The organism is Paracandidimonas lactea (assembly GCF_021653995.1).
GTDB lineage: Bacteria > Pseudomonadota > Gammaproteobacteria > Burkholderiales > Burkholderiaceae_B > Allopusillimonas > Allopusillimonas lactea.
In genome coordinates this window covers 825783-839396 of record NZ_JAJJOZ010000001.1, presented here as the reverse complement: position 1 = coordinate 839396, position 13614 = coordinate 825783, and the positions used below count along the sequence as shown (strand labels likewise).

At 60.1% G+C, this 13614-nt stretch carries 14 protein-coding genes; 10 read left to right on the top strand and 4 right to left on the bottom strand.

Annotated features, from left to right (window positions below; all coding sequences use genetic code 11):
* The first annotated feature begins 368 nt into the window (after positions 1–368).
* Positions 369–1595, top strand: coding sequence for an MFS transporter (locus LOL23_RS03920; protein ID WP_160981929.1), 1227 nt, complete (start codon positions 369–371; stop codon positions 1593–1595).
* A 302-nt stretch (positions 1596–1897) separates the two neighbouring features.
* Here LOL23_RS03920 and LOL23_RS03915 read toward each other — a convergent pair whose 3' ends face one another.
* From LOL23_RS03915 to LOL23_RS03905, 3 genes are all read right to left on the bottom strand, one after another.
* Positions 1898–2224: a TonB-dependent receptor gene (locus LOL23_RS03915; RefSeq protein WP_160981927.1), complete on the bottom strand. Its 327-nt coding sequence runs from the start codon at positions 2222–2224 to the stop codon at positions 1898–1900.
* Positions 2225–2323: 99 nt separating this feature from the next.
* Positions 2324–3055 (bottom strand): SDR family NAD(P)-dependent oxidoreductase, encoded by a 732-nt coding sequence (locus LOL23_RS03910; RefSeq protein WP_160981925.1) that lies wholly within the window; start codon positions 3053–3055, stop codon positions 2324–2326.
* A gap of 154 nt (positions 3056–3209) precedes the next feature.
* Positions 3210–3959 (bottom strand): GntR family transcriptional regulator, encoded by a 750-nt coding sequence (locus LOL23_RS03905; RefSeq protein ID WP_160981923.1) that lies wholly within the window; start codon positions 3957–3959, stop codon positions 3210–3212.
* A gap of 306 nt (positions 3960–4265) precedes the next feature.
* Between LOL23_RS03905 and LOL23_RS03900 the strand changes: the two genes are divergently transcribed.
* From LOL23_RS03900 to hydA, 5 genes are read left to right on the top strand one after another with little or no spacing between them, the layout of a single operon-like run.
* On the top strand, positions 4266–5267 hold the full coding sequence (locus LOL23_RS03900) for a TRAP transporter substrate-binding protein (protein WP_160981921.1): 1002 nt from the start codon (positions 4266–4268) through the stop codon (positions 5265–5267).
* Positions 5264–5833 (top strand): TRAP transporter small permease, encoded by a 570-nt coding sequence (locus LOL23_RS03895; protein ID WP_160981919.1) that lies wholly within the window; start codon positions 5264–5266, stop codon positions 5831–5833. The genes LOL23_RS03900 and LOL23_RS03895 overlap by 4 nt, the downstream gene beginning before the upstream one ends.
* A complete protein-coding gene (locus tag LOL23_RS03890) occupies positions 5830–7110 on the top strand; it encodes a TRAP transporter large permease (protein ID WP_160981917.1) in 1281 nt (426 codons plus the stop codon). Before LOL23_RS03895 ends, LOL23_RS03890 begins: the two co-directional genes overlap by 4 nt.
* 15 nt (positions 7111–7125) lie before the next feature.
* Positions 7126–7887, top strand: a complete 762-nt coding sequence (locus tag LOL23_RS03885; RefSeq protein ID WP_160981915.1) for an aspartate/glutamate racemase family protein — start codon at positions 7126–7128, stop codon at positions 7885–7887.
* Positions 7884–9284: a dihydropyrimidinase gene (hydA, locus tag LOL23_RS03880; RefSeq protein WP_160981913.1), complete on the top strand. Its 1401-nt coding sequence runs from the start codon at positions 7884–7886 to the stop codon at positions 9282–9284. The genes LOL23_RS03885 and hydA overlap by 4 nt, the downstream gene beginning before the upstream one ends.
* 60 nt (positions 9285–9344) lie before the next feature.
* On the opposite strand, the gene LOL23_RS03875 is transcribed toward hydA, so the two are convergent.
* Complete coding sequence (locus tag LOL23_RS03875; RefSeq protein ID WP_237173172.1) at positions 9345–10061, bottom strand: SixA phosphatase family protein; 717 nt, start codon at positions 10059–10061, stop codon at positions 9345–9347.
* A 74-nt stretch (positions 10062–10135) separates the two neighbouring features.
* Here LOL23_RS03875 and sodC point away from each other — a divergent pair, with 74 nt between their 5' ends.
* From sodC to LOL23_RS03855, 4 genes are all read left to right on the top strand, one after another.
* Positions 10136–10690: a superoxide dismutase family protein gene (sodC, locus tag LOL23_RS03870; RefSeq protein WP_160981911.1), complete on the top strand. Its 555-nt coding sequence runs from the start codon at positions 10136–10138 to the stop codon at positions 10688–10690.
* Between the two features lie 163 nt (positions 10691–10853).
* Positions 10854–11234, top strand: a complete 381-nt coding sequence (locus LOL23_RS03865; protein WP_160981909.1) for a cupin domain-containing protein — start codon at positions 10854–10856, stop codon at positions 11232–11234.
* Positions 11235–11423: 189 nt separating this feature from the next.
* A complete protein-coding gene (locus tag LOL23_RS03860; RefSeq protein ID WP_160981960.1) occupies positions 11424–12359 on the top strand; it encodes a Bug family tripartite tricarboxylate transporter substrate binding protein in 936 nt (311 codons plus the stop codon).
* A gap of 15 nt (positions 12360–12374) precedes the next feature.
* A complete protein-coding gene (locus LOL23_RS03855) occupies positions 12375–13613 on the top strand; it encodes a CaiB/BaiF CoA transferase family protein (protein ID WP_237173171.1) in 1239 nt (412 codons plus the stop codon).
* Position 13614: the final 1 nt, after the last annotated feature.

The window sequence follows — 13614 nt, the reverse complement described above, 5'->3', positions numbered from 1 at the left end:
GCGCCGATGATAGTTGACATCTCGTCTGTGAAAGTAGGTCATCGTCAGGCTTTTATACCGAAGAAAACCCCCGCCAGTAAACCCTGGCGGGGGTTTTTGTTTGTGCGAATCAAAACCAGGCAAAGCGCCGGCGCACCACCCAGGGTGTGAAAAGAGAACGCCACCGCCGCCTGTGTGCGCTGAGCGCGGTACCTCACGGTACTAGGTCACGGTACTGGGTAAGGCACGGCAAGTTTCAAACAGCAATGGGGCGTGGTGTAGCATGACATGGTGTGGTGTGGCATGACCGCTCAGTAACCGCTATCGGTCTCCAGTAAACTGCAAGGGTTTGTCTCAATAAGAATGGGCTTGGCCCGCAGGAATAAGAAATGAAAACCGGCATTTACGGGACGTTGGGAATTACGCTTGCTATTCAGGCGCTGGTTTCAGCGGCGAGTTTGACCGTCCCGGTGCTCGCGCCGGCTTTGGCACCGGTGTTTGATGTGCCGGGTGAGTCTGTCGGGATCTATGTGGCGATACTGTATGTGGGCGCCATGGTGGGCAGCTTGAGCGCGGGAGGATGGGTGGCGCGTCACGGTGCCATACGGGTGAGCCAGGCGGGTTTGCTGTTCTCTGCTTTGGGCCTCATGCTGACCTTGTTTGCCTCGCCGGTTTTGGCGTTGTTCGGCGCCTTTCTCGCGGGGCTGGGCTATGGCCCGATTACACCTGCAAGCTCGCATTTGCTGGCACGCACGACCCCAGACGATCGCATGGGTTTTGTATTTTCGATCAAGCAGACGGGCGTTCCCTTGGGTGGTGTGGTCGCAGGGCTTATCGCACCCAAATTGAGCGAATCCTGGGGTTGGCAGGCAGCGATCCTGACCATTGCGGTAGCCTGTCTCTTATGCATGGCCATCGCGCAAATCATCCGCAAAGCGTTGGATTATGACCGCGGGAGCGTGGGCAGATCCGGCTTGGCCAGTCTGAAGCAATCCTTCCGGCTCATCCTCATGCAGCCGGCGATTCGCCTGCTTGCGATCAGTTCGCTGATGTTTTCAGCGGTGCAGGTATCGCTCAGCACTTATCTTGTCACCTATTTGCACGACAGTCTCGGCTATACGTTGATTGCGGCGGGGTTTCTGACTTCCGTGACACTCGTGGCCGGTGTTGGCGGCCGTTTGCTATGGGGTTGGTGCGCTGATCGCTGGCTGGGGTCAGTAATGATGCTGGTTTGGCTGGCGGTCATGATGACGGCTGCCTCCTGGATGCTCGCGACGTTCGACGCCTATGTCCCGCAATGGTTGTTGCTCTTGGTGCTGATTGTGTTCGGTGCCAGCGGTATCGGATGGAATGGTGTGTATCTGGCGGAGGTAGCGCGGCAGGCGCCAGATGGGCAGATCGGCCTGGCGACGGGAGGTACGCTGGCCGCGACGTTTTTTGGTGTAGTGATCGGGCCACCTGCCTTCGGCGCCGTTGCGTCAATGACAGAGAGCTATCGCGCGTCGTTCATTGTGCTTGTTGTGCCTGCTTTGCTTATTGGCCTCGTGCTGCTGCGCAACCGGGATCGTTTCGATCTGACTCGGATACGGCATCCGCGCCAAAGGAACGCACTATGATTCCGGTCAGGCTGCTGAAACAGCCTGACCGGCCTTGAACCGAATACCTGTAGTCCATCTTCCTGACTTTGCGACGGTAGAAAATGTGATGATGTAAATGGTTCAACGGCCTGGTAAAGAGTCTGATCCAAGAAATAGCGCAATGATGCTGAGACATTTTTGAAGTTTGCCGGGCGCGGCTCTCATTGAGGAGCGGAGATATCGGTCCCCATAACGACGCCGGATGGATTTAAGCAAGCCACCTTCACGCCACACCGATCTATCCTGCAAAAATCGGGCTGACCATAGATTTCTTGGGCGGTTTATGCAGACATCAAGCTCAGCGCATGACGATACTCAATGGGACTACGGCCGCCTAGCGAAATTTTGCGCCGATGCTCGTCATTCAGTCGATAGCACAGCGCTGTTTCGAAACCGTCGAGGCGGGTTTTCTCGCGAGCCATTTGGTACGCGCCATCCACCAGCATGATTCGTGTGCCGTAGTCGGAATCGGATCTGAAGTAGCTGAAATCGAGATCCCATGAGCCGTTGCGCAGCCGTGATCCGACCTCAAGGTTTTTCGTTAGTATGGGTGCGAGGCTATGCAGTTGGGCAATGGATATGCCTGGTCGGTTGATTGCACGTAGCACGCGGCCCGCATCGTTCCGGATGCTGCGCGGTTGTGTATTGACGTCCGGTGATTGGCTTGAGATTTTTATCGCCTGCCCGCTGCCAGCCTGTGGATCAGATCAGACTGGCGCCACGCCCAACGTGGTGCCGCCGCAGACATAGAGCATTTGCCCCGTGACGAAACCGTTATCGGGCGACAGAAAGAACATGGCGGCGCGGGCTACGTCTTCGGGGGTTCCAAGGCGCTTGACGACAATGCTGTTGATGATGCGTTGTGTTTGCGGTGCGCCATCGGGATTGCTGTTGCGGAACAAGTCTGTGGCAATGGGGCCGGGGCCAATTGCATTGACGGTGATGCCGTCGCCGCCCAGCTCCATGGCCAGCGTGCGGGTCAGGCCGACCAAGCCGGCCTTGGTGGCTGAATAGACGACGCGATCGGGCTTGCCCAGCGCGGCGCGCGACGACATGTTGACGATGCGGCCGAAGCCGGCTTCGCGCATGGCGGGTAGTGCGGCCTGGATGAGAATGAGGGCGCAGCGCAGGTGCAGCGAGACGACATAGTCCAGGTCTGCCAGGGTGGCGGTGTCGGCCGTGCCCGGGCGGGTGGCACCCGCATTGTTGACCAGCCCGATGATGGCGTACTCGTTGCAGACTTGCGCGGCAATGGCTTTGGTCTGGGCTTCGTTGGTGAGATCGGCCTGGAACGACACCAACCCGTCGGGCGGGGCGTCGGGCAGGCGGTAATCGATATTGACGACACGGTGGCCGGCCTGCAGCAGTGCGCACGCAATAGCGGCGCCGATGCCCGCGCTAGCGCCGGTAACGAGGTAGGCCTGGGGGTTGGTATGCATGCGGTGTCCTGGTGCGTGAAGTGAAACGTTGTGCGCCTAGCGCACGGCAGGCCATGATGCTACCTAACGACGAGTGGTCGGCGCAATGTCAGTGGCCGGCGTGCGGACTGACACTGCCGGATTCGCGGTGGCATACCGGCGTCGGCACGGGATGTCATGAGCCGGAGGCCGGGCTGTCGGTGGCGAGTGCGCTGTCGGAATCCCGGAAGATGGCGTCGAAGTCGGGCGCATTGCTGGTATCCACGTCAAGCTCGAGCGTGTGCTCGATATGAGTGAGGTGCGCGAGCATCTCGCGCTCGGCACCTTGCGCATCTCCCGCTGCGATCAGGTCAACCAGGGTCGCGTGCTCGTGCTCCTGGCAAGCTGGGGTGTTGGGCTTGTCATACAGCGTAATAATGAGGCAGGTAAGCGAGGTGAGCTCGCGTATCAGGCGCAGCAATATGCTGCTGGCGACCATGCTGACCATATGGATGTGAAACTCGCCCGATAGCCGGATAATGCGGCGTTGGTCATTCATGGTGCGCGCCAGCTGCTCTTGTGCAAGGTGGGCGCGCAGCAGCTGGACGTTGGCGGGTGTCGCCTGATGCGCCAGCTTGGCGGCCAACGGGGGCTCTATGAGGCGCCGTGTCTCGAACATTTCACGCGCTTCTTCGACGCTTGGGCGAGCGACATATGCGCCGCGATTTGGAACCAGCGTCACGATCTGTTCGTGCGCCAGTCGGGCAAGCACCTGGCGTACGCGCATACGGCTGGCGCCGGTGACTTCGGCCAAGCGCTCTTCGCCCAGTTTTGCGCCCGGCAGCAGGCGCCGCTCCATGATTGCGCGTTGAATGCGCTGGTATATCAGCTCGCTGTCCATGCCCGACTGGTTGCTTTTTCTGGAGATCGGAGTGGATGTTGTCATGGGGGCTCTGAAAATAACGGGTGCCGATAGCGTGTTGATGAATTCATATTGTAAACACTAGGTCCAATGTGCCGAATTAACGATATTGTTAATTATCTGTTGTCATAGTGTAAACACTTATGTTCACAACTTTTGTGGGGCCCTACTATTTCCTTGAAGTTTGCGGCAAACAGCGTGTCACGCCTGGGGCGCCGGTATTCGGCGTCGCCATGCAGCGCACAATCAATCACGACGCGGCGCCGAACGCGATGGATCATCGCAATATCCACCTGCCAGGCACCGGCCTTTTTGCAAGGATGGTTCGAGATGACACGACGTAGCATACTCATGGGTGCAGCCTGCGCCGCAGCGCTTGGCGGCTTGCTGGCATTCAGTGCACCAGCAATCGCCAAGCAGACCTTGCGCGTTGCGGGCAACTTTCCAGTGGATCACTCGGCTTCCAAGGCGATGGAAGTGTTCAAGAAGGAAGTCGAGGCCGCCACCAAGGGCGATATAAAAGTAAACCTGTTCCCTAACATGATGCTGGGCGGCGCTTCCGAGAACGTCGACCAAGTCCGCTCGGGGACGGTCTTCGGTATCGTGACCTCGGTGGCGTATTTTTCGCGCATTGTGCCCGAATTCGAGGCGGTCAGCCTGCCGTTTCTGTTCAACTCGCGTGAGGCAGCCTTCCGCGTGGTAGATGGCAAGGTAGGCGGAATACTCGACGGCAAGCTGCAGGCGGCCGGCTTCACCACATTGGGTTATGGCGAGCTGGGATTCCGTCACACGACCAACAGTGTCCACCCGATTGCCAAGCTCGAGGATTTCAAGGGGCTCAAGATTCGGCTGCAGCCTAATGAAGTACATCTGAACGCTTTTCGGGCGTTAGGCGCCAATCCGGTGGCAATGGACATCAGTGAGGTGTACTCGGCGCTTCAGCAGGGCGTGCTCGACGGGCAGGAGAATCCCTACAACATTATCGCCACACGCCGGTTCAACGAAGTGCAGAAGTATCTGTCCGATACGAGCCACTTTTTCGATTTCCTGGTGTTCGTGGCCAACAAGGATGCCTTTTCAAAGCTCGATTCGGCACAGCAGGACGCGGTGCGCAAGGCGGCGCAGGCAGCCATGCAGTGGCAGCGCAAGGAAGCAGCCTCCCAGGATGCAAAGTGGCGCGACGAACTTATCAAGCGTGGCATGAAGTACACGGAAATCAGCGCCGAAGCGCGTCAGTCCATGCGCGAGGCCGTCAAGCCTGTGGTGGACGATGTGAAGAAACGTATAGATCCAGCGGTGATTGACGCAGTGCTCACTGAGGCGAAGTCATGAGCTTGACTGAGACCGTGGATGACGACGACGGCAGGCCGCCGGCGCAGGCCGATCACACCGGCCTGCCGAAGTGGCCGGGTAGTGGCGCTCAGCGCGTATTGATGGGCGTGGACCGGGTATCTATGGTGGTGATTGTGGCGGCTATGGTCGGCATGAGCGCCATCGTGGTACTGCAAGTGTTTTTTCGCCACGTGCTGAGCTCGTCGATAGACTCGGCCGATGAGCTGTCCCGGTTGTTGTTCGTATGGGCCATGTTTCTGGCGCTTCCGCATGGCGTGAAGTACGGCGTGCATGTAGGCATCGATCTTTTCGTGGCCTACCTGTCGGCCAGCCGGCGCGAGTTCGTGTTTCGGCTGACATCGGTGGCGGGCGCGCTGCTTATGGGCGTGGTTTTCGTGGCGGCATGGATCGCCACCGGTGAAAAGTGGCAGCAATTGATGCCCACGCTGCCGATCACGTCCGCCGTGTTCTACATCAGCGTGCTGATATCGGCATTGCATTCGGCGGCTCATCTTCTGCTCCATGCCTGGGGCGGATCAGCCATCTGGGGAGGTCGCAGGCTATGACGGCAGTCGTGATGATGTTGTTTGTGCTGTGTGCGGCGCTCAGCATGCCGCTCGCCTTCGCACTGGGCTTCGCCTCGCTCGGGGCGCTCTATATGGCTGATTTTCCCATCTCCATGCTGGCCCAGCGCATGCTGTATGCGGTGGACAGCTTTCCGCTGATGGCAATCCCGCTGTTCATGCTGGCGGGCGAGCTGATGGTGAAGGCGGGCATGGTGGAAAGGCTCGTTGCGTTTGCCAACAGCCTGATCGGGCGGGTGCATGGCGGTTTGGCGAACGTGACGATCGTGGCGGGTACGATTTTCGCCGCGGTGAGCGGGGCCGCGGTGGCGGGGGCGAGCGCGCTGGGCAGTGCGCTGGTGCCTTCACTCAGGAAGTACTACCCGGATACCTATTCCTGCGCCATTATCGCGTCCGCCGCGAACCTGGGCCCCATCATTCCTCCCTCGAATGCCATGATTGTGTATGCATTGATGGCCGGCTCCTCCGTATCGGTCGGAGGGCTATTTATGGCGGGGATCGTACCAGGCGTCATTCTTTGCCTGGGCTTCATCGTGCTGGCCAGCTTTCTGTCCTGGAAACGCCGCTATCCCCTGACGGGGCAGCACTTCGACCCGCGTCAGGCCTGGCGGGAGTTCTACCGGGCTTGGTCGATACTGTTGATGCCATTGATTGTTCTCGGGGGCATTGTCAGCGGCTTTTTTACGGCGACCGAAGGGGCTGCGGTTGCTGTAGCCTATGCCGCCGTGATCGGCTTCGGCGTGACGCGCAAGCTCACGCTGGCCGATATCCCTGGCTGTATGTTCCGGGCGGCGGTGGTCGCTGCGATGGTGGGCGCGCTCATTGCCTTCGCGGCGGCGGTAACGTTCGTGTTTGCCATTGACATGGTGCCGCAGCGCCTGGCCGAGTGGGCGCAGTCGGTTACAGCGGATCCTACCGTGTTCCTGTTGGTGACCATGGCCATCCTGATCGTAGTCGGCATGTTTATGGAATCGAATGCCGCCTACATCATGCTCGTGCCGTTGTTTGCACCGGTTGCGCAGGCCTTTGGCATCGATCCGCTCTGGTTCGGCTTCCTCTTTGTGCTCAACCTGGTTATCGGCATGATGACGCCTCCCGTCGGGGTATTGTATTTCGTCGTGTCCGGTATCACGCGCACGCCGATGGGGCCGATCGTACGCGAGTCACTGCCATTTGTTGTCTGGCAACTTGCGGTGCTTTTACTGTGCGTGGCCTGGCCACCACTGGTGACTTGGTTGCCGCGCACCCTCGGCTTCTGAAGGAAGGGAGGCGAAATGAAACTGCTGGTGATCAATCCCAATATTTCAGGAAGCGTGACTGCGCTGATTGAGGCGGAGGCCCGCAGGGCCGCGCTGCCGGATACGCAGCTGACGCTATGCACCGCGCAGGCCGGCGTGGCGTACATTGAAACCCCCGCCGAAGCAGTGGTGGCAGCCTACGAGACATTTGTGCTGCTGGCTCGCCATCATGCCGGTCACGATGCGGCAATTGTGGCGGCGTTTGGCGATCCTGGGGTTGCCCAAGCCAGGGAGATCATGCCGATGCCGGTGATTGGCCTGACAGAGGCGGCGCTTGCGAATGCGTTCTTGCTGGGCGGTCGGTTCGGGATTGTCGGCATATCCGAGCGGATCGGCCACTGGTACCAGGAGGTGGTGCAGACGCTGGGTATGTCGGACCGGTTTTGCGGCTACCGCGGCCTGGGCCAGGCATTCGCGGATGTCGGCACCGTGCACGAGGAGGCGCGCGATATGCTGCTGCAGCTGTGTTTGCAGCGGGTACGTGAAGGGGCGGATTCCATCATACTTGCGGGGGCGCCGCTGGCGGGATTGGCGCGGGAGATCGAGGACAGGGTGCCGGTGCCGCTCATTGACGGTGTCGGCAGTGCTGTCCGCATGGCGGAGGCGATGGCGCGTGCTGGCTACCGGCCGCGCCAGGCCGGGTCTCTGGCGCCGCCGCCGTGCAAGGATGCCCGCAATCTGGAGCCCTCACTAGCGGCCTTGATTGGCCGGAGCAACACACTGCGAGAGTCTCAATGAACGATAAATTCGATTTAATCGTCACCAATGCTGATGTGGTGACTGCCGCTGATCGTTTCAGCTGCGATATTGGAGTCCGGGATGGACGTATCGTGGCCCTGGGACATAGCCTTGGCACCGCGCGCGAGGTAGTGGATGCAGGCGGCATGCTGGTGCTACCGGGTGGCGTTGACGCGCACTGCCATCTTGATCAGCCCATGGATTTTGGCATGCGCAATGCAGACGACTTTGCCAGTGGCTCGCGCTCCGCCGCCTGTGGCGGCACGACGACGATCATCCCGTTCGCGGCCCAGAAAAAAGGTGGGTCACTGCGTGCGGCGGTGCAGGACTATCATCAGCGTGCCGCCGGCCGCTCGGCGCTCGATTACGCTTTTCATCTTATTGTTTCGGATCCAACGCCTGCCGTACTCAACGAAGAGTTGCCGGACCTGATCGCGCAAGGTTATACGTCGTTCAAGATTTACATGACATATGACGATCTGAAATTGAACGACAGACAGATACTGGAAGTGATGTCCGTGGCCCGCCAGGCGGGAGCCTTGGTGATGGTGCACGCGGAAAACGCCGATTGCATCGCTTGGTTGACCGACGGCCTGATCGCCGCCGGGCAGACGGCGCCCAAGTATCACGCCGTGTCGCGCCCGCAGGTTGTGGAGCGCGAAGCAACGCACCGCGCGATCTCATTCTCTGAGCTTGTGGATGTGCCTATCTTGATTGTGCACGTGTCCGGCGCGGAGGCGATTGAGCAGATTCGCTGGGCCCGCAACAGAGGCCTGCGCATTTATGCGGAGACCTGCCCACAGTATCTATATCTGACCGCCCAGAGTCTGGATCTGGACGGCTACGAAGGCGCCAAATGTGTATGCAGCCCGCCCCCTCGCGACGCGCAGAATCAGGAGGCGGTCTGGCGTGCCTTGGCAGGCAACGTCTTCTCGGTTTTTTCGTCCGATCACGCCCCGTTCAGCTATGACGATCCGGCCGGCAAGATGTTGCGTGGCCGGCAGCAGCCGTTTCACCATATCCCCAACGGTATCCCGGGGCTGGAGACCAGGCTTGCCTTGTTGTTTTCGGGGGTGATGGACGGTCGCCTCACCTTGCAGCAATTTGTTGCGTTGACCTCGACACAACCGGCTCGGCTGTATGGGCTGTATCCACGTAAAGGGTCGATCATGGTCGGTGCGGACGCCGACCTGGTTTTGTGGGATCCACAGCGCAAGGTCACACTGGGCAACGACATGCTGCATCACAATGTGGACTACACGCCCTATGAGGGCATGACGGTGACGGGCTGGCCCATGATGACATTTTCCCGCGGACGTCTGCTATGCAGGGAGTTCGAGTTTGTGGGCGCTCCCGATGAGGGTGAGTTCATGCCCTGCGGCAAGCCGATGCTGTGAACGACGTGACGACGTCAGCCCTTGCCTTTCAGGCGCCGGGCCGACGTCGCGCCGACGTATTCAGCCGCTGATGGTGCCGAGCGTTTCGAACCGTTCGAGGTAGCCCCCGCGTGCAGCAACATCGCGCCAGTTGGCGATTTTGAAGTCGAGCACGGCCAAGCCGGCTGTGGGGTATTCGCGCGACAGGCGCGACATGGCGTGCGGCTGCCCGCTGCCCGCCAGCGTGGTGGCCAGCTGCTCGAACCCGGGGTTGTGGCCGACCAGGATGGCAGTATGCGCACCCGCTGTGATGTCGTGAATGACATGCAGTAGATCGGCCGTCGAAGCATCGTAAATGCGCGGTTCATCGATGCGGGGGATAGCGGCGCCGAAGGCCGGTGCCACAAGCGCCCAGGTTTCTTGAGCACGGCGGGCAGTAGAGACGAGGGCGAGATCTGGCGTCAGGCCGTGGGTGGCCATGTATTTGCCCATGGCTTCGCCTTGCCTAACGCCGCGCGATGCAAGCGGGCGCTCGTGATCGGCGATGCCTTCCAATCGGTCGGATTTGGCGTGGCGAAGCAGCATGAGACGCAGCATAGTCGAGCCCTGAAGCAATGGATGATCGAAACGTGTCGTATGAACGATCATTCTACATGGCAGCGGCACGCAAGACGCCCGGTGCGCCACGCGCGCCTCGTCGCAGGAGCGCGGATTGCGACGCGATGTAGAGGTTGATCGGGGCAGGGCACCGGCCGCGGTGAACAGGCTGGTCCGATCGTTGGTGGCCAGTGCAGGCATGGCGGTTGCTCGTGCTGGCCAGCGGCATCAATCCGATGCCCGCGCGGCGGTCTGAGTGACTGATAGGAGGGTACATGCTTTCGATCTACAACAAGGGAGCCAGGCTGGCATTCGCCATTGTGTGGGGCGCCGCCGGCTGGGTTGGCGCAGCGCACGCTGAGGTGACGGTGCCCATGGCCATGGCGACAGATAAAGGGCCGGGCAAGGAAGTTGGCCAGGTTGTAGTCACCCCGTCACCGTACGGTCTTGTTTTTACGCCGGCGCTCTCCGGGCTTAAACCGGGGCTGCATGGCTTTCATGTACACGAGAACCCCAGTTGCAATCCAAGTGAGAAAGAGGGCAAGACGACACATGCGGGGGCTGCGGGCGGGCACCTGGATCCCGATAAGCGCGGAAAGCATGGTGCGCCATGGGGTGAGGGGCATCTGGGCGATTTGCCAGCGCTCTATGTGGATGCGGACGGTAAGGCAGAGCATCCCGTGCTGGCGCCTCGTCTGACCAAGCTGGAGCAGTTGGCCGGCCGCTCTCTGATGATTCACGAAGGTGGTGATAACTATGCTGATGCACCCAAGCCGTTGGGCGGCGGTGGAGGGCGGATGGCCTGCGGTGTTGTCCGGGGCAGCAAATAGTCCACGATGTCTGTGTGGCGCATTGCCCGCGGCAGTTGGCAGTTGGCCGGCTGTCGCGGCTTTTTTTTGAGGGTGCTATTTCAGATTCGGGATTACCCGATTGCCGCCAATTTTTATGTGTGTGAAAATGATTACGTACATATGAAATTCTGGAGTGCAGAAAATGCGCAAGCCTTCCTGGATCGTGCGGGAGCAGGATGTTATCGGTTACTCGCCGGCCAACCATCTTGGTACCGTCAACCGCCGCTTGATCAGCCCCGAAACGGTTGGTTCGCGGCATGTCGAGGTCTTGGTAGGGACTATCGAGAAAAACCAGGGTGCGCTGCCGCATGCGCATCCGGGCATCGAGCAAGTGTGCTATCTGCTTTCGGGCACTGCGGAGGTCGAGGTCGAGGGCGAGCGCGGCCAGATGCAGGCGGGCGACTGCTGTTATTTCCCGCCCGACAAGAAACATGTGTTTACCGTCACCAGCGATGAGCCCGCGCGCCTGTTGGTCATCTACACCCCGCCATATGAAGAGCACCCGGCCCGGGTCACCCGATAGGGCGAATACGGGGCGCGTACTGTTCGTGGCAAGTACAGCAAGCGCGGCGGTATCAAGTCCGCCGCATTAACACACAAGGAGACAGGAATGGAACAATTGACACAAGCTTCAGGAGGCCGGCGCGCCCCGCGACAAGGCGGCCGGCCGGCCGTTGGCCGTATCGGGCTGGCCCAGTGGGCCGCAGCCGCCATGGCAGTGGGCTTGGCGCTGTGTGCCGGTACGGCTGCGGCGGCTTATCCCGAGCGCCCCATCAACCTGATTGTTCCATTCCCGGCTGGTTCGGGTACGGATTCGGCGGGCCGTATTTTTGCCGAGGAGCTTACCAAGCATCTCGGCCAGCCCGTGGTAGTGGAGAACAAGCCCGGCGCCAACGCCACTATTGCGGCAAACTACGTGGCTAAAGCCGCGCCAGATGGCTATACGCTGTTTGTCACTACGAACACTTCGCATTCGGCCGCACCATGGTTGATGAAGAATGTTTCTTATGATCCGGTCAAAGACTTCACACCCATCGCACGTGGCGGCAACCTGCCATTCATGCTGGTCGTCAACCCCAGCCGGCCTTATAAAACAGTGCAAGAGCTGATCGACTACGCCAAGAAGCATCCAGGCGAAGTGACCTACGCCAGCGGCAATAGCACCGGCATTGTCGCCGGCGGCACGCTGGGTGTGGCTGCCAACCTTGACCTTCTGCATGTGCCTTACAAGGGCACGCCACAGGCCTTGACGGATCTGGTGGGTGGGCAGGTGGATTTCATGTTCACTGATTTGACATCGGGCAAACCTTTTGTTGACAGCGGCCGCCTGCGGGCGCTTGCGGTGTCTACTGCGGAACGCAGCCAATTGCTGCCGGAACTGCCGTCGATGAAGGAAGCAGGCGTCACGAATTTCGATATTAATTCCTGGAATGGCTATTTCGGCCCGGCCGGCATGCCGCCTGAGATTGTCAAGACGTTGAATTCGGCGATCAATAAGATCGTGACCGACCCCAAAGTCAAAAAGCGCCTCGCTGATTTGGGTTTCGATGCATTCAGTGGTACGCCCGAATCGTTCGCGCAATTTGTGAAGGATCAGTACGTGCTGTGGGGCAAGATGATCAAGGACGCTGGTGTGACGCCGCAATAAAGGTTGAATTGAGATATGACAAGTACGCAGCGCGCGGCGCCTGTGGGGGTGAACGATACTGCAGGCCCCCTGCAGGGGCTGCGCATTCTGGATTTGAGTTCAGTCGTCATGGGTCCGTATGCCACACAGATACTGGGCGACCTGGGCGCGGATGTGATCAAACTGGAATCGCCCGCTGGCGATAATATGCGTGCGGTGGGTCCTATGCGCAATCGGGGTATGGGCGCGATATACCTGCACCTGAACCGCAACAAGCGTTCAATTGCGCTCAATCTCAAGGAAGCGCGAGGGCGCGAAGCGTGTCTGGCGTTGGCTCGTGCGGCAGATGTGTTGCTGTACAACACCCGGCCGCAGGCCATGGTCCGTCTGGGGTTGTCCTATGAAGACGTTGCCGCCGTCAACCCGCGCATCGTCTATGTGGGTGCTTATGGTTTCGGGGCGGCCGGTCCCTATGCGGGCCGTCCCGCCTATGATGATCTGATTCAGGGCATGACGGGCATACCGTCGCTGTATCAACGCAACTCGGGTGATGTGCCGCGCTATGCACCCCTCACGCTTGCCGATCGTGCGGTGGGCATGCATGTGGCTATCGCCATTCTTGCCGGCGTGCTGCGGGCGCGTGAATCCGGGCGCGGTCAAGCCATCGAGGTACCCATGTTCGAAGCCATGTCGCAGTTGGTGTTGGGCGACCATATGGGCGGGCGCACATTCGTGCCGGCGGCGGGCCCAACGGGTTATGCGCGCCTGCTCGTTCAGTACCGCCGGCCGTATGCGACAGCCGATGGCCATATCAGCCTGCTGATCTACAACGACAAGCATTGGACTCGCTTTTTCCAACTTATTGATCGTGCTGATCTGCTGAGCGACCCGCGCTTCAATTCGCACACTGCGCGCGCTGCGCATATCGATGAGGCCTACCGCTTTGTCTCCGAAGTGGTGGCGGGCAATACCACCGCGCACTGGATCTCGGCGTTCGAAAGCGCGGATATCCCTGTGGCGCCGTTATACACGGTGGATGATCTGCTTGAAGATCCACACCTGCGCGAAGTGGGCATGATCCAGGCACTCGACCATCCCTCGGAGGGCCGCGTGTGTACACCCGCACCGGTAGGTGCATACTCCGATACCCCGCTTGCAATCCGGCGTCATGCACCGCGCTTGGGCGAGCATACCCGCGAAGTGCTGACAGAGGCGGGGCTGGCGGACTCGGCCATCGATGCCTTGATCGAGGCTGGGGTCGCGATCGGCGAGTGAG

Bases quoted from the DNA above. Each gene is read 5' to 3' on its own strand.
- LOL23_RS03900 (WP_160981921.1), top strand. From the start codon at position 4,266: ATGACACGACGTAGCATACTCATGGGTGCAGCCTGCGCCGCAGCGCTT.
- LOL23_RS03885 (WP_160981915.1), top strand. From the start codon at position 7,126: ATGAAACTGCTGGTGATCAATCCCAATATTTCAGGAAGCGTGACTGCG.
- LOL23_RS03890 (WP_160981917.1), top strand. From the start codon at position 5,830: ATGACGGCAGTCGTGATGATGTTGTTTGTGCTGTGTGCGGCGCTCAGC.
- LOL23_RS03875 (WP_237173172.1), bottom strand. From the start codon at position 10,061: ATGCCTGCACTGGCCACCAACGATCGGACCAGCCTGTTCACCGCGGCC.
- LOL23_RS03855 (WP_237173171.1), top strand. From the start codon at position 12,375: ATGACAAGTACGCAGCGCGCGGCGCCTGTGGGGGTGAACGATACTGCA.
- LOL23_RS03910 (WP_160981925.1), bottom strand. From the start codon at position 3,055: ATGCATACCAACCCCCAGGCCTACCTCGTTACCGGCGCTAGCGCGGGC.
- hydA (WP_160981913.1), top strand. From the start codon at position 7,884: ATGAACGATAAATTCGATTTAATCGTCACCAATGCTGATGTGGTGACT.
- LOL23_RS03920 (WP_160981929.1), top strand. From the start codon at position 369: ATGAAAACCGGCATTTACGGGACGTTGGGAATTACGCTTGCTATTCAG.
- LOL23_RS03860 (WP_160981960.1), top strand. From the start codon at position 11,424: ATGGCAGTGGGCTTGGCGCTGTGTGCCGGTACGGCTGCGGCGGCTTAT.
- LOL23_RS03895 (WP_160981919.1), top strand. From the start codon at position 5,264: ATGAGCTTGACTGAGACCGTGGATGACGACGACGGCAGGCCGCCGGCG.
- LOL23_RS03865 (WP_160981909.1), top strand. From the start codon at position 10,854: ATGCGCAAGCCTTCCTGGATCGTGCGGGAGCAGGATGTTATCGGTTAC.
- sodC (WP_160981911.1), top strand. From the start codon at position 10,136: ATGCTTTCGATCTACAACAAGGGAGCCAGGCTGGCATTCGCCATTGTG.
- LOL23_RS03905 (WP_160981923.1), bottom strand. From the start codon at position 3,959: ATGACAACATCCACTCCGATCTCCAGAAAAAGCAACCAGTCGGGCATG.